The sequence below is a fragment of the Lysinibacillus pakistanensis genome (assembly GCF_030123245.1).
Classification (GTDB): Bacteria; Bacillota; Bacilli; order Bacillales_A; family Planococcaceae; genus Lysinibacillus; species Lysinibacillus pakistanensis.
Genome location: NZ_CP126101.1, coordinates 153,393 through 167,706, shown reverse-complemented (window position 1 = coordinate 167,706; position 14,314 = coordinate 153,393). Strand labels below are relative to the sequence as shown.

At 36.3% G+C, this 14,314-nt stretch carries 17 protein-coding genes; 2 read left to right on the top strand and 15 right to left on the bottom strand.

Annotated features, from left to right (window positions below):
• Window positions 1–76: 76 nt before the first annotated feature.
• The 8 genes from QNH24_RS00850 to QNH24_RS00815 form a co-directional block, all read right to left on the bottom strand.
• On the bottom strand, window positions 77–877 hold the full coding sequence (locus QNH24_RS00850; RefSeq protein ID WP_429983635.1) for a transporter substrate-binding domain-containing protein: 801 nt from the start codon (window positions 875–877) through the stop codon (window positions 77–79).
• A 439-nt stretch (window positions 878–1,316) separates the two neighbouring features.
• On the bottom strand, window positions 1,317–1,676 hold the full coding sequence (locus QNH24_RS00845) for a Na+/H+ antiporter subunit G (RefSeq protein WP_283870315.1): 360 nt from the start codon (window positions 1,674–1,676) through the stop codon (window positions 1,317–1,319).
• On the bottom strand, window positions 1,654–1,938 hold the full coding sequence (locus tag QNH24_RS00840; RefSeq protein WP_054771958.1) for a Na(+)/H(+) antiporter subunit F1: 285 nt from the start codon (window positions 1,936–1,938) through the stop codon (window positions 1,654–1,656). Before QNH24_RS00840 ends, QNH24_RS00845 begins: the two co-directional genes overlap by 23 nt.
• The gene (locus tag QNH24_RS00835; RefSeq protein ID WP_054771957.1) at window positions 1,938–2,420 is read right to left on the bottom strand and encodes a Na+/H+ antiporter subunit E; all 483 of its coding nucleotides are present in this window, start codon (window positions 2,418–2,420) and stop codon (window positions 1,938–1,940) included. Before QNH24_RS00835 ends, QNH24_RS00840 begins: the two co-directional genes overlap by 1 nt.
• The gene (locus QNH24_RS00830; RefSeq protein ID WP_283870314.1) at window positions 2,420–3,925 is read right to left on the bottom strand and encodes a Na+/H+ antiporter subunit D; all 1,506 of its coding nucleotides are present in this window, start codon (window positions 3,923–3,925) and stop codon (window positions 2,420–2,422) included. Before QNH24_RS00830 ends, QNH24_RS00835 begins: the two co-directional genes overlap by 1 nt.
• On the bottom strand, window positions 3,918–4,256 hold the full coding sequence (locus tag QNH24_RS00825; protein WP_283870313.1) for a Na(+)/H(+) antiporter subunit C: 339 nt from the start codon (window positions 4,254–4,256) through the stop codon (window positions 3,918–3,920). The genes QNH24_RS00830 and QNH24_RS00825 overlap by 8 nt, the downstream gene beginning before the upstream one ends.
• A gap of 3 nt (window positions 4,257–4,259) precedes the next feature.
• The gene (locus QNH24_RS00820) at window positions 4,260–4,682 is read right to left on the bottom strand and encodes a Na(+)/H(+) antiporter subunit B (protein WP_283870312.1); all 423 of its coding nucleotides are present in this window, start codon (window positions 4,680–4,682) and stop codon (window positions 4,260–4,262) included.
• Complete coding sequence (locus QNH24_RS00815) at window positions 4,672–7,083, bottom strand: Na+/H+ antiporter subunit A (RefSeq protein WP_283870311.1); 2,412 nt, start codon at window positions 7,081–7,083, stop codon at window positions 4,672–4,674. The genes QNH24_RS00820 and QNH24_RS00815 overlap by 11 nt, the downstream gene beginning before the upstream one ends.
• Window positions 7,084–7,807: 724 nt before the next feature.
• On the opposite strand from QNH24_RS00815, the gene QNH24_RS00810 reads away from it, so the two are divergent.
• Window positions 7,808–8,494 (top strand): adenine nucleotide alpha hydrolase family protein, encoded by a 687-nt coding sequence (locus tag QNH24_RS00810; protein WP_283870310.1) that lies wholly within the window; start codon window positions 7,808–7,810, stop codon window positions 8,492–8,494.
• Between the two features lie 67 nt (window positions 8,495–8,561).
• On the opposite strand, the gene QNH24_RS00805 is transcribed toward QNH24_RS00810, so the two are convergent.
• Complete coding sequence (locus QNH24_RS00805; protein WP_283870309.1) at window positions 8,562–9,767, bottom strand: MFS transporter; 1,206 nt, start codon at window positions 9,765–9,767, stop codon at window positions 8,562–8,564.
• A 113-nt stretch (window positions 9,768–9,880) separates the two neighbouring features.
• Between QNH24_RS00805 and QNH24_RS00800 the strand changes: the two genes are divergently transcribed.
• On the top strand, window positions 9,881–10,600 hold the full coding sequence (locus QNH24_RS00800) for a DUF421 domain-containing protein (RefSeq protein WP_283870308.1): 720 nt from the start codon (window positions 9,881–9,883) through the stop codon (window positions 10,598–10,600).
• 17 nt (window positions 10,601–10,617) lie between these two features.
• Here QNH24_RS00800 and QNH24_RS00795 read toward each other — a convergent pair whose 3' ends face one another.
• The 6 genes from QNH24_RS00795 to QNH24_RS00770 form a co-directional block, all read right to left on the bottom strand.
• The gene (locus QNH24_RS00795) at window positions 10,618–11,322 is read right to left on the bottom strand and encodes a CBS domain-containing protein (protein WP_283870307.1); all 705 of its coding nucleotides are present in this window, start codon (window positions 11,320–11,322) and stop codon (window positions 10,618–10,620) included.
• A 222-nt stretch (window positions 11,323–11,544) separates the two neighbouring features.
• Window positions 11,545–11,667 (bottom strand): hypothetical protein, encoded by a 123-nt coding sequence (locus QNH24_RS00790; protein ID WP_283870306.1) that lies wholly within the window; start codon window positions 11,665–11,667, stop codon window positions 11,545–11,547.
• Between the two features lie 233 nt (window positions 11,668–11,900).
• Entirely contained in the window at window positions 11,901–12,194 is a 294-nt protein-coding gene (locus QNH24_RS00785; protein ID WP_283870305.1) for a hypothetical protein, read from the bottom strand.
• A 131-nt stretch (window positions 12,195–12,325) separates the two neighbouring features.
• Entirely contained in the window at window positions 12,326–13,108 is a 783-nt protein-coding gene (locus QNH24_RS00780) for an ABC transporter permease (RefSeq protein WP_054771954.1), read from the bottom strand.
• Window positions 13,105–13,998 (bottom strand): ABC transporter ATP-binding protein, encoded by an 894-nt coding sequence (locus QNH24_RS00775; protein ID WP_283870304.1) that lies wholly within the window; start codon window positions 13,996–13,998, stop codon window positions 13,105–13,107. Before QNH24_RS00775 ends, QNH24_RS00780 begins: the two co-directional genes overlap by 4 nt.
• Window positions 13,995–14,198, bottom strand: a complete 204-nt coding sequence (locus QNH24_RS00770; RefSeq protein ID WP_054771953.1) for a PLDc N-terminal domain-containing protein — start codon at window positions 14,196–14,198, stop codon at window positions 13,995–13,997. Before QNH24_RS00770 ends, QNH24_RS00775 begins: the two co-directional genes overlap by 4 nt.
• Window positions 14,199–14,314 lie beyond the last annotated feature (116 nt).

Sequence of the window (14,314 nt, the reverse complement as noted above, 5' to 3'; positions counted from 1 at the left end):
CTCCTTTCTTGATTTCTGTTAAGAATATGAAAAGCACAAGCGATAGCCCAAAATAGAGCTATCGCAGTCCATTTATTTATTCAACTTTTTCTAACCATTTTTCTTCTAGCTCTTGAATTTTACCTTCATCAGCTAATTCTTTTAATGCTTTGTTAATTTTATCTTTTAGGTCGCTTCCTTTTGGAACAGCGATTGCTTTGAAATCTTCTGGTTGCTCTTCAACAGGGAAAGCAGCTAATTTATCATTAGTTTTGAGATAACCTTTGGCAACGCCGCCTTCTAAAACTCCGGCATCCAAACGTTTAGACATCATATCCTGGATGATTTCAGGAATTCGAGTACGTCCTTCAACAGTTGCATCTACTTTTTTTGCAATATTATTCCCTAAATTTTCTTGTATAGAAGCTGTTTGCACACCAATTTTCTTGCCAGCTAAATCAGCCTCTTTTTTAATACCGCTTTCCTTTTTCACGATAATTACTTGTTCTGTCTCATTGTATTTATCCGTGAAATCAACGACTTGTTCACGTTCTGGGTTTGGCGTCATACCAGAAATAACTACATCAATTTTACCTGCTTGTAATGCTGGTACTAGGCTGTTAAAATCCATATCCTGCACTTGCATGTCTACACCAATTTTTTCACCAACTAATTTGATCAAATCTATATCAAACCCGATAATATCTTCACCTTTTGCAGCATCCACATACTCAAATGGTGCATAGTCAGCAGAAGTACCTACTTTTAATACTTGCTTTTGCTCTGTAGCCCCATCTGCATTTGAATTTGCACTATTGTCTTTATTTTCTTTTGCGCCACATGCAGCTAGTACACCAATTACTAGAACAAGCATAAGCAAGAAAAATTTATTCTTCATCATCCAAGATCTCCTTTTAAGTATATTTTATTGTGTATGAGAAATGTATTTCTCGAAAATAGTCGAATGGATAATTATTCATTCAAAAGAATAAAAAATCTATCTGCTAATTAAGATATACTCTTTTGAAATAATAATCAAGCTAAAGTGAATAATTTTTAGCCAAATATTATAAACATAATTTTCTGATAAGTCAATTTATTTTTAATATTTATTCCGATGTACCTTTACTATTTTCCGTTTCATCAGCTTTTATCCTACAATTGTTTAATTCCCAAAAAATCTCATTCATAATCGTAATAACACTATCCATTCATTTTGCGTTTCTATCCACCATTTCGGAGGTTTAATCCACTAATTCAGCATGACTATCAAGCACTTTAAAGCCTCCATCCACCAATACAAAAAAGACTGCTTGCTTTGGCAAACAGTCTTCCCTCTATTTTTCTTCTGGAAATAGCTTAGGCTTCAGCTCATCCTCACCAGAGCCTTGTGCTAATGGAACCCGGGAGCGATAGGCTGCTCGGCAGATTAAGTGCCCTGCTACAGGTGCGGTTACAAAGACGAAGAGGATACCTAATATTAGCCGTACACTTACAAAGCCATCATGCACCCAAAAATAAATGAATGCACCTAATAAACATGTTAATACCGATAACGTAGAACTTTTCGTTGCAGCATGGGAGCGTGTGTATACATCAGGTAAACGAATCATCCCATATGCACTAATAACACTAACAATGGAGCCAATCAAAATGAGGATGACAGCCGCCCATTCAATCATTTGATTTACGTTCAACAATCACACCTCTTTCGATATATTTTGTAAAAGCGATTGTACCGATAAATGCTAATATCCCTAATATCAAAATTGCTTCTAAATATGCCTTTGTCTTCAATACGATCGATACGATGGCGATTGCTGACAATAAATTTACACCAATAGTATCAAGAGCAATGGCACGGTCTGGCATAGACGGTCCCCGAATAACACGATACAGTGACAGCGCAATGGAAACACTAAATAAAGCTAAGGCTAAGAGTAAAATATTTTCAATCATTAACGTGTCACCTCCATTATTGCTTGTTCGAATTTTCCTATAGAACGAATAACAGCATCCTTCGATTGCTCAATGTCCATTGCATGAATATAGAACACATCGCCCTCCTCAGAAACCTCCATCACTACTGATCCCGGAGTAAGTGTGAGCAGTAATGCAAGTGCTGTTACTTCCCAATCTCCCTTTAGTACTGTTTTATACGTAAATATGCCAGGAGTAATTTGAAGTCTTGGCGTAGTTATTTGTCTTAATACGCTGTAGCTTGATAATAGTAGCTCCCAATTGAAGAGCCATAGTAATTTAATAATGGAAAACACACGTCTTAAATAAAATTGTGTGCCATAAAAACGATGCAACGCATACAAAATCCCAATACCTACAATAAAGCCAATTAAGAATGTAGAAAATTGTGGAACCACCTCATCCTGTAACAATAACCAAAGGGTTGCGATAAATAAATTTAGAATAAATTGCATTGCCATTATTTACTCACCTCACCCTGCCATACTTCTCCATCTAACACAGCATCAATATAAATCGATGGCGTATAAAGTGTTTCTGCTGCATCTGTTACAAATGGCGCCATCCACTCAGCGCCAATCCCTAAACCAATTGTGCAAACGGCCAATAATGCTAATGGCAAGACAATGCGTTTCGGTAATGGTTTCTCATCTTCTAGACTAATAATTGTTTCTCCAAAGAATGAGGAAAGAAAGATTCGTAGAAGGGAATACAAGACAATTAAACTTGATAAAAATCCTAGACCTAATAGGATAAAATTCCCACCCTCAATTGCACCTTGTCCAATTAACACCTTCCCTAAAAAACCACTTAATGGAGGTATACCAGCAAGTGAACACATTACAATAAAGAATAACCAGCCGAAAAGTGGATAATTCCGAATTAGCCCACTCATATTATCAATTAACGTTTCACCCGTAACATAAATCATCATACCTACTGCCAAAAATAACATAGCTTTCGCTACCATATCATGCATTAAATAATAAGTTACTCCCTGTAGCGCTGACTCTGTACCAATCGCAAGACCAGCAACTATAAATCCAACACCAATAAGGACATTATAAGAGGCAATAGTTCGTACATCTCGCCCTGCCAATGCGCCCATACAACCAGCAATTATCGTAAATCCTGCCATAATCCCGAGTGCAACATGTGTAACCTCTGGATTGTTTGGAAATAGCAAGGTAAAGGTACGGACAAGCGCATAAATGCCAACTTTTGTTAGTAATGCAGCAAAAAGTGCAGCAATCGCTGTAGGTGGAACACTATATGAGCCTGGTAACCAGAAGAACAATAATAAACCAGCCTTCAAACTAAAGACTATTAAAAAAATAAGAGCAACCGTTGTAATAACTGGATCTGCCCCAGCCTCCATTACACGGACAGAAATATGTGCCATATTTAATGTTCCAACAGTTCCATATAAAAAGGCTAATGCTACTAGGAAAATCCAAGAGGCAACAATATTGATAAGGACATATTTTAATGCCTCCCGAAGCTGAATCTTATCGCCACCTAAACTTATGAGCGCATATGAGGCCAGTAACATTACCTCAAAGCACACAAACAGATTAAATATATCCCCTGTTAAGAATGAACCATTGACTCCTGCTACCATGAGTAATACGAATGGATAGAAATACATTTTTTCATAGCTACTGCCAATCGTAAACAAGGCATATAGGACACATATTACAGCGACAATATTCGCTATTAAAACAAGTAAAACGGAAAATGAATCCGCAACAAATAGAATACCAAAGGGTGGCCCCCAGCCACTAAAATCGATTCGTAACACACCCTGCTCCTGAATGCCTAATAATAATACGATACTAATTAAAACCACAAAGCTTAATGTTAATACACTAATAATGCGCTGCAGGGTAATATGTTCACGTAAAAAAACTAGTAAAATTGCCGTAATAACGGGTACGATTAATGGTAAAACTATCATATTACTCATCTGGCGTACCTCTCATTTCGTCAAAATTCCCTGAACCATTTGTTTTATAGGCACGATAGCCAAGAACAAGCACAAATGCTGTCACTGCAAAGCTAATAACAATTGCAGTTAAAATTAATGCTTGAGGCAATGCATCGGTATAGGGACCTTCTGATTCTCCTAAAAGTGGGACATCCCCTTTTTTCAGCCCGCCCATTGTTAAAATTAGGAGATGGGCTGCATGTGATAAAACTGCAGTTCCTAAAATTACGCGTAATAACTGTTTCGAGAGGATTAAGTACGTCGCAACTGCTACTAATACACCAACTAATACAAGTATTAAAGATTCCATTGGCTACTCATCCTCACTTATACTTAAAATAATTGTCACTACAACACCTACGACGGTTAACGCTACACCAGCCTCAAAAATGGTGACAGTCGAAAAGCCCATTTCCCCAAATATCGGAACATCAATATAGGTGTGTGCCTGTGTTAAAAATGGGACATCAAAAAATAGTGATCCGATAGCTGTTCCCGTAGCAAGCAATACTCCTAACGCTGCCATTTTTTTAAAATCAAATGGCATTCCTTTATGCACGGTTTCTATATCATAGGCTAAATACAACAGAACAATACCCGAGGCAAGTACAAGACCACCTATAAAGCCTCCACCTGGAGCGTGATGCCCTGCAAAGAACAAATAAACGCCTAAGGTTAAAATAATGAATACGACTGCTTTAGTTACAGTACGTAAAATAACGTCATTAATTTTCATGGTCAGTCTTCTCCTTTCGTGGCTTGAGCTTCGTAAGTGTATACACGCCTAAGCCAGCAATTAGAAGAACGACAACCTCTAGCATCGTATCAAATGCACGAAAATCCCCCAGTATCGTATTTACAATATTAGAGCCTCCTGCAAGCTCATAGGCATCATTGAAGTAAGTAGAAACAGGCTCAAAGCGATCAAAATGAACTACAGCTAAGCCTATCAAAGTAACGGTAGCACCAACTAAAATAGATATAGTGGCATTTGACCATTGGATCCTTTTATGGGCTGATTCTGGCATTAAATCAGGTAAATATTTAAAACATAGAAGAAATAAAGCAGTCGTTACAGATTCAACAACTAATTGCGTCAAGGCTAAATCAGGAGCACGGAAAATAACAAAGAAAAAGGCAATTGAATAACCAAGTACACCATTTAACAACATGGCCGTCACACGACCCTTTGCAAAAATCATCCATATTGCTGCGAACACCATTACAAACACTAGAATTAGCTCATAGGATTCAAAAGTGGAATCCTTAGCAAAATCAAATACAATTGCATCTGACCAAATAAAGTAGCCGGCAATAAGCGCAACAAAAAATACATATATATAGATAAAATAATGAGTTAAATTCCCTGTCATATAGCGATTAGTTAGCTTTGCTGAACCATTTTCACTCATTTCGATAAGACGATTGTAATACGTATTAAAAGTATACTTTTGTGAGAATATTCGATATAAAGGCTTCCAGCTTTTTAACGTTTTAAATAAAATAGCCCCAATAATGATAACTCCTAGTGTCATTAACAACTCTGCATTAATGCCATGCCATGCATGAATATGCGGTGTAAGCTCACTTGTCGATGGGAAAGTTGGATATATACTTGCCATTGCAGGCTCTAAAATATAATGTCCTAGCACATTCGGAAAGAAAAAGATTCCCACTACAAGGATGCTTAGGATAATTGGCGAAATTAGCATACCAATTGGCGCTTCATGTGGTTTTTTATCTATTTTATCCGGCTGTAATTTTCCAAAGAATGTACGGCTTATTAAAATTAAGCTGTAGACAAATGTAAAAATGCTCGCCACCCATGCGATAATCGGAAATAAAAGCCCAACCTCAGTAATTGAAAAGGCTTCTACATTACGAATAGCTAGCATTGCAGCAAAGAACATTTCTTTACTTAAAAAACCATTAAACGGTGGTAATCCAGCCATCGAAAAACCACCAATTACGGCAATTGTAAACGTTACAGGCATCAATGCCATTAAGCCACCAAGACGTCGTATATCACGGGTACCTACTTCATGATCGACAATACCGACCATCATAAATAACGCACCTTTAAAAGTGGAGTGATTCACAAGATGAAATAATGCTGCAAAACTTGCCTGCGTATAAAGAATAGTATTTTCAGCATAGCCATAATAATGACCAACCGACCCTAGTCCAAATAAACTCATAATCAAGCCAAGCTGACTTATTGTTGAAAATGCTAATAATGCTTTTAAATCTGTTTGGCGTACCGCATTAAATGAACCCCAGAATAATGTTGCAAGACCAATCACACTAACAAGCCAGAACCAAATGGCCTCGCCGCCAAATACAGGGGAAAAACGTGCAACTAAATAGATTCCTGCCTTTACCATAGTCGCGGAGTGTAAGTAAGCACTGACTGGAGTGGGTGCCTCCATTGCATCAGGTAGCCAAATATGGAATGGGAATTGTGCTGACTTTGTAAAAGCACCAATTAATATAAGGATTAATGCTGGCGTAAATAGTGTATGATCACGTATTACCTCTACATTAGCTATAATCTCACGAATACTAAATGACCCTGATGCTACAAAAAGCATTAAAAAACCAGCAAGCATAGATAGTCCACCAAAAACTGTAATCGTCATGGCTTTTCTCGCACCAGCTCGAGATGCCTTTCGATGATGCCAAAATGCTATTAATAAAAATGAGGACACGCTCGTTAATTCCCAAAACGTGTATAATACCATTAAATTATCTGAAAAAACGACGCCAAGCATAGCGCCCATGAATAGTAATAGATAGCAGTAAAAATGATGAAGAGATTCTTTCGTTGATAAATAAAAAATAGAATATAAAATAACCAAACTACCTACACCAGTAATCAGTAAGCCAAATATCATACTGAGACCGTCTAGGTATGTTGTGAAATTTATATTAAAAGAGGGAATCCACTCATATGTATGAATAAACGTTTTACCCTCGGCAATTTGAGGAATATAGCGAGCGAGTAAAAGAAACAAGATGAATGGAACGGCTAACACAAACCAGCCAAGATGTGAAACACGCCTTAGTCGCCTATAAAGAAGTGGAATAAGCGCAGCGCAGACAAATGGAAAAAGTATCGCAATAAGAACTGTAACCAAATGAAAACCTCCTACTTTCGATTTCGCCCTACAGACAGTTGTTTGATTTTAATGATGCCAATAAAGTATTCCCAAATTTAATGAAGATAGTATGCTTTATTTCATAGCAAAAAAAAATTAACTACGTTGTTGAGGACACTTTATTTATTTCAGCTAGTACTCATTACCTACCAAAAAAACGCCAATATGAATATAGTAAAGCTAAACGAATATATCAGAAATTCCTTCGAATAATCCTTAAGGGGTTTTAGAAGATATCATGTATGATGAATTAAAAGTGAGATAAAAGGATTTTTATTGCAACTTAATTTATGAGTCAGTAAGCTTTTTATGATAGTGCTGTAAGAAAAAACTAGAGGGACTTAGAGCTGGTAACTAAAGTATTTTAAAATTGAAAGCTTATTAAAATTAAACGCAATCTTACTAAGGAATACCGAGAGACTTGACTATCTATTTAACTCACTGCATAATAGTGTGGCATATAGAGACAATTCGTTTAAATGCGCAAAATGCATAAATAAAATATGTGTGAGTTATAGAAATAAACCTAATTTCTCAAGGATTTCTCGATATATTGTCATTAACTTTTATACATTTTTAAGTATACAATATAAATGAGCATAATGCACTGTAACAGCATCGATTTTAGCTGTTTTAGGATAATTTTTTCAAAATTGACAGTGAAAATAACAAAATAACAACAAGATAAGAGGTGTAATTTTTTATGAAGCATGTGAAAGGGCGTTTAGACGAAAGTATTTTAGTTTGTGTTTATTACGGTCTTAATGGGGAACGCTTAATACGCCGTGGACATAAAATGGCTACAATGTTAGATTGCCCGCTCTATATTCTTTCGGTAGACTCACAGCCCCTTGATGCATTTGATGCAGAAAAATCTAGCTACATTGAGCAATGGAAAAAGCTATCGGATGAGCTAGATGTTGAAAAATTCATTTTATTAGATGATGAAAAACGCCCTATACAAAAAGTTATCGCAGAAGTAGCAAAGAATTTTGGAATTTCACAAATAATTGTAGGTCAAAGTGCGCAGAGTCGTTGGGAAGAGATCACAAAAGGCTCATTCTTAAACGTATTGTTAAAAGAGGTTCCCTTTGTCGATTTCCATATTGTTGCTGTTCAGCGTCCAACAGATGATGATGCGAATGACATATATGAGAAGGGTGTACGCGCATATTTAATTAAAGAGCACGAAAGCTTTAAAGTAGGATTTACATGTCCGAAATATGTATCGATTGAGGGCATTTTCTTTAAAGAAATTGGCACCGACTTTGACAATGGCATTTTTAAATTTACCTATAACGATAAAATGCATGAAGTTCATATATCAGAGGGCTACGTTATAGATAAAGAAAATCTACCAGCAGAGTTTTTATCACCATTACGTCAATAAAAAACGCGTTCTCAAATTTTAAATGTCCTTCGCAGGTTCATTCAAATTTTGAGACGCGTTTAATTTTTTATACTGCTGATGAAGGTTTATCCTTTGGTAAGAAAAAGGCTACTAATAACAATAAAGGCAATAGGGAAACGACCATCATCGTAAAATCTATTCCCTTATGATCCATTAAAACACCAATGACCATCGCTCCAATTGCTCCCATACCAAAAGCAAAGCCCGTAGTTAAACCAGCCATTGTACCAATTTTTGATGGGACTAGCTCTTGGGCGTATACAACTGTCACCGAAAAGCTAATCATAATGAGTGTACCAATAATCACTAGGAATATCATAGCTGCCCATAATGGAACATATGGAAGTGCCAGACAAAACGGCATCGGTACAACAACAGATAACAGTATAACATTCTTTCTACCAATTCGATCAGATAATGAACCACCGAAAAATGTTCCTACAACACCAAATGCCATAAAGCTGAAAATAAGAATTTGTCCGAGTCGAAGGCTGACATCATAATGATCCATCAAATAAAATACATAAAAACTTGTAATATTGGTTGTATAAAATGATCGTGCAAAAATAATAGTAAATAATAAAGTCAGTGCAATACCCACTTGATTTTTTGTTAATGGTGGTAAGGTGGATACTAATACACGCTTTTTCTTTGCTAAACGTTCCTGCTCTAACCTCTTTTTATACCATGTAGCAATTTTACTTAATACAACAATACCAATAGCTGCTACTACTAATACCATTGCGGCACCACGTTGACCAAAAACACTAAAAATATAGGCACTAATCAATGGTGCAAGCGCTTGACCTGAGTTACCACCCACTTGATAAATCGATTGTGCTAGCCCTCTTTTAGAGCCTGCTGCCATAAATGAAACACGAGAGCCTTCTGGATGAAATATAGCAGAGCCAAAGCCTAAAAATAATACCGCTATAATAATTACCCAATATTGGGTTGTAAACGCGATGATTGCAATACCTATGAATGAACTTATCATACCGATTGGCAAAGCATAGGGCATGGGCTTTTTATCACTAACAAAACCCACCACTGGCTGTAATGCAGAGGCGAACATATTTAAAACAAATGAAATAAGTCCAATTTGTGTAAAGGTTAAACCTAAATCACTCTTGAATATCGGGAACATCGCTGGTATTACCGCCTGCATCGTGTCATTAATAAGGTGGGCAACAGCTATTGCAATCATAATTGGATAGATTGGATTATTTATTTTTTCTACTGAATTGTTCATGCTGCACACCCACTTTCTAAATTTTCTCAAATTACGATAATAAATGATTATCGCATATTCTTGCTCTTTTTGCACAAGCTAATTTCCGACAGCAGTGTTAGGAGTTGATGAATATGGACGGTTTTTTTCAAGTTAATTTTTGGGAAATGATTCTAAGAGCTACACTTTCCTTTTTTGCATTACTCATTTTAGCTCGTATTCTTGGGAAGAAGCAGCTTGGACAGCTCACATTCTTCCATTATACAACAGGTATTACATTTGGTTCCATCGCCTCTGAAATAGCAGCACAAGCAGAGACGCCCTTTACAGATGGTCTTATCGCATTAATTTGGTGGAGTGTGTTAACCTATTTAATGACGATTATTACTATTAAGTCTAAAAAGGCTCGAGTATTGATCGATGACAAACCAACCATTGTTATTCAAAACGGTCTTATTTTAGAATCTGCCTTAAAGAAAAATCGATTGCATATGGATGAGCTAACAATGATGCTTCGAGAACAGGCTGTTTTCTCTGTTCAAGATGTTCAATATGCGTTGCTTGAAACTACTGGTAAATTGAGTGTGCTTCCAAAGCCCGCCGAACAACCAGCAACTAAGCAGGATGTGAAGGCCGATGTTACTCCGCCAAGCTATATTCCAACCGAAGTGGTTTCAGATGGACAGCTTATTTATGAAAACCTAGTTGAACTTGAATTAACAGAAGACTGGCTATTGAAAAAGCTGAAAAAGCAGAATGTCCAATCCGTTGAAGATGTCTATTTTGCTCAAGTTCAAGCAAATGGATCGTTATATATCAGTCTTAAGGATAAAGCAAGACGATCAAGCCCTTAACAGCTTGTATTGTCTTGCTAATCAATTTTCACAATATCTAATGGTGTAATAATGCCAATTAGTTTTTGCTGCGGCTTCCCATGCTCAGTTATTAACAATGCCTCAAATCGTCGACCACGTTCCACACCTTGCTTAAAAATATCTTCAGCCTCATAAATCGTTATGTATCTACTCACAAATTTGTAATTCACTCGGTTTTTTTCATGCATTAAAATATCATGTAGGGTTGGAATCTGCTTTGGAATTTGATTGCCTCCCATCATCGTAGCTAGCCAATTAGTAATGCCAACTGTCGTCACTAATCCTTTAAATTGATCTTTATGGTATACAGGAAACTGTGTGAATTTACGTTGACGAATAACCTTCAACACATGCCTTAAGGAATCTCTTTCCTGAAAAACAAGCACTTTTTTGCGAAACATTTGTCCAACCAATGTAGGCTTAGCAATAGTTGAATCAATATGCTCAATTCTTTTAACCACATCAAGATGTGGCTCAGCTATCACAAATTCCATCGATGTTCGATGATGTACAATGGCATTTCTCAGGTCTGCATAGGACCTCAAATCATCTTCGTATTTCCGCACTAGTACATCCTTCTTCTTTGCTTGATCAATCAGTCGGTAAAAGGGCATGAAATCTTTGGCACCCACAATATCTCTTAACCTATGATCTATCCGATTAAATGCTGTAAGAAAACGATCGGAATTTTGTATTGTCAATTTACTAACCTTCCTTCACATGTTAGTTTTCATATTTTCCGAGTTATTTGACAAATTTCGAGTTATAGCTACATTATATGCCTAAATGACTAAGATTCCAAGAAAAGGTACAGATGAAGCGAAGAAAGAAGATAGAATTAACAATAAATGAATAGTTCCTGTTGTTGTTTGTATAAAAGAACAAAACCCTTAGCTACGTTTTGAGATAGCTAAGGGTTAAGATTATTTTGTATAAGACAATACTGCGTTTTTCTTAAAATGCTGAAGTGCTTGTGTTGCTTCCTTCTTGTTTGTATATTCAAAAATACGAACATCTTTTTGCTCAAATACTGTAATAACCCACATAGTAAAATCCTCCATCAATTTGTTTTTGTATTATAACAATTAAGCTATTGGTAATATTTTTATCCATCTGTTTTATAACAACTTCTAACTTGATTCCTATTCTACTCCGATTTTTTCAAAAGAAAAGCATTATGTGAGGTTTTTCACAAACTGTTCACATTCAAAACGCTTTCATTGAACAGTTTGTGAATTTACATTATTTGAAGGGATAAAATGATCGACTCACCTGAAATTTATTCATCTTTGCCTAGTTTAAGTTTGCTGCAAAAGGATTCAATTATGTCACGTTCATCTTTTGGCAGTGCATTATATTCTGTCCAATGGTCTGCTGAAAGTTCCTCTAGTTCTTCAAAGCTGACCTCTCTTGTCAAAACAGTTCCATTAACCTTGGTGGCTAATTGCTCCGCTGTATCACTATTCGTAAAAGCAAATGCCTGCTCTTCATCTGTAGTAAGCATAGAATCTTCATCTGACCCGTGATAATAGCTGTTCCCCAGCTGTACTATATAATAGATAATGGATGCCATCTCACACCTCCCTATTCATTCAAGCTGTGCATCAATATGTATTTTTAAATCCATTAAAAAACTATATACTATACAACAAAAAAGGACTAGCACTTTATTTTGCTAGCCATTTCACCATTTTTTAAATTGCTCTAAATCTTTGTCATTGCAGCATTCTTCTTCATGGTCCATATTCCTAAAACGATACAAGCTATAAGTAGTACAACCGTAATTAGTATACTCCACCAATAATCCGACATTTCCATCGTACCACGGATAAGCTGTACACCATATGCCGGCATTTTCCACGGTGATATGGTCCAAAATGAGCCCACCAATGCATCTATAATCTGTCCAACAAAAATGACAATGAACGTAAATGCTGTAGCAATAGTTGTTTTAAATGCTGCACTCATTAGAAGTGTGACCGCTAGTACAAATACCAGCCAAACATAATAAGTACAAAAGCTTGCTAGAAGTGTTGCTACATCAAATGAACCATATAAAATTACTGTGTAATAAACACTACCTGTAAAGCCTGCTATAATACTTACCAAACCTATAACACTTAAAACCGTAAGCTTACTTAGAAAATATGCAGCAAATGAAATTGGACGAACATATAAGAGTGTCGCCATTCCATTTGCGCGCTCCTTACTAATTGATCCAACGAAAGTAGCCATTATTACTAATAACCCTATTGTTTGAAACTGTCCAATAGAAGCCTGTAATAAATCAACGGGCATTAACTCTGGTAACAACATTTCAAATCCTTCTGGTACATTTCCAACAGCATTTAAAATATCTATCATATAATAGTTCGTCAGTGGATCACTCATACCTAGTAATGCGAATACAAGAGGTATCCATAAGAACTTCCTGCTTCGCCAAGCTTCTCTAAATTCCTTATGCAGTAGTACGTTAAATCCTCTCATATTCTTTTCGCCACCTTCATAAAAATTTCTTCAAGTGAAGCCGTTTGTCTTTCAACTTTTCGAATTTTATAAGGTGTATCACTTAAATATTTCAGTAGCTGCTGCATACTTGGCCCCTCATCAATAATTGCTATATAAACAAAACAGCCCTTGACTTTGCCTTTTGGCTCATATTGATCAGTAAAATGTTTTGCCTCTTCTTCGGAGCTAAATTCTACGACATAATGGAGCTCATCAAAGCGCTGGCGTACCTCTCGCAATGTTCCTTGCTCTACTAATTTGCCATCACGTAAAAATAATAGCTGATCTGTCATTTCCTCTGCATCATTTAAAATATGTGTGGAATATAAAATAGTCGTTTCTTGCTGTAAGCCCTTTAATAAATCAAGAACTTCCCTTCGTCCTACTGGATCTAAAGCAGAAACAGGCTCATCTAATAACAGTAATTTAGGCTTATGCACAATTGCCTGGGAAATGCCAAGACGTTGCTTCATACCACCTGAAAATGTGGCAATTTTCTTATTTAAATCATTACCCAATCCAACAAATTCAAGCGTTTTTTGTGCATCTTTTTTAGCGCTCTTAGCAGGGACTCCATTTAATTTAGCAGCCATTTCTGTAAACTCTATCGCACTTAACCAAGGATGAAATTGTGGATATTGTGGTAAAAAACCAATGTTGTCTCTTACCTCACCATTCTGCATCTTTACACTTCCGGAAGTTGGCTTTAAAAGGCCGGTTAACATCGATAAAGTTGTTGTTTTCCCTGCACCATTCGGTCCAATCAAAGCTGTTGATGTATTTTCTTCTAGTGTGAAATCAATATCATCCACTACAACTTTTTCTGCAAATTGCTTAGTCAGACCTGTTACTTTAAGCAATATTGTCATGTTTGTTTTCTCCCAACAATAAAGTATGCAATGGGTCCAAGTAGATTAACAAAAACAATTATTAAAACCCATAAAATCTTAGGACCATTCGTAGCGTGAATTTTTCGTAAGTCAAATAGAGCTACAATCATTAAAATTAATTGTACGATGATTAGTGGTGCTATGATTGCCCATGGAATACTCCCTAACTGCTCTATCATACTGATCACCTCAATTTATTGTTATACCACTACTATAACAAATTTTGTTCTAATATGTATAGAACAAAATTAAGGAAACTCCATTATAAGGAAATACAAATCTATTTAGTTATGTT

Bases quoted from the DNA above. Each gene is read 5' to 3' on its own strand.
- QNH24_RS00850 (WP_429983635.1), bottom strand. From the start codon at position 877: ATGAAGAATAAATTTTTCTTGCTTATGCTTGTTCTAGTAATTGGTGTA.
- QNH24_RS00840 (WP_054771958.1), bottom strand. From the start codon at position 1,938: ATGATTGAAAATATTTTACTCTTAGCCTTAGCTTTATTTAGTGTTTCC.
- QNH24_RS00835 (WP_054771957.1), bottom strand. From the start codon at position 2,420: ATGGCAATGCAATTTATTCTAAATTTATTTATCGCAACCCTTTGGTTA.
- QNH24_RS00830 (WP_283870314.1), bottom strand. From the start codon at position 3,925: ATGAGTAATATGATAGTTTTACCATTAATCGTACCCGTTATTACGGCA.
- QNH24_RS00825 (WP_283870313.1), bottom strand. From the start codon at position 4,256: ATGGAATCTTTAATACTTGTATTAGTTGGTGTATTAGTAGCAGTTGCG.
- QNH24_RS00820 (WP_283870312.1), bottom strand. From the start codon at position 4,682: ATGAAAATTAATGACGTTATTTTACGTACTGTAACTAAAGCAGTCGTA.
- QNH24_RS00810 (WP_283870310.1), top strand. From the start codon at position 7,808: ATGAAGCATGTGAAAGGGCGTTTAGACGAAAGTATTTTAGTTTGTGTT.
- QNH24_RS00805 (WP_283870309.1), bottom strand. From the start codon at position 9,767: ATGAACAATTCAGTAGAAAAAATAAATAATCCAATCTATCCAATTATG.
- QNH24_RS00800 (WP_283870308.1), top strand. From the start codon at position 9,881: ATGGACGGTTTTTTTCAAGTTAATTTTTGGGAAATGATTCTAAGAGCT.
- QNH24_RS00790 (WP_283870306.1), bottom strand. From the start codon at position 11,667: ATGTGGGTTATTACAGTATTTGAGCAAAAAGATGTTCGTATTTTTGAA.
- QNH24_RS00785 (WP_283870305.1), bottom strand. From the start codon at position 12,194: ATGGCATCCATTATCTATTATATAGTACAGCTGGGGAACAGCTATTAT.
- QNH24_RS00780 (WP_054771954.1), bottom strand. From the start codon at position 13,108: ATGAGAGGATTTAACGTACTACTGCATAAGGAATTTAGAGAAGCTTGG.
- QNH24_RS00775 (WP_283870304.1), bottom strand. From the start codon at position 13,998: ATGACAATATTGCTTAAAGTAACAGGTCTGACTAAGCAATTTGCAGAA.
- QNH24_RS00770 (WP_054771953.1), bottom strand. From the start codon at position 14,198: ATGATAGAGCAGTTAGGGAGTATTCCATGGGCAATCATAGCACCACTA.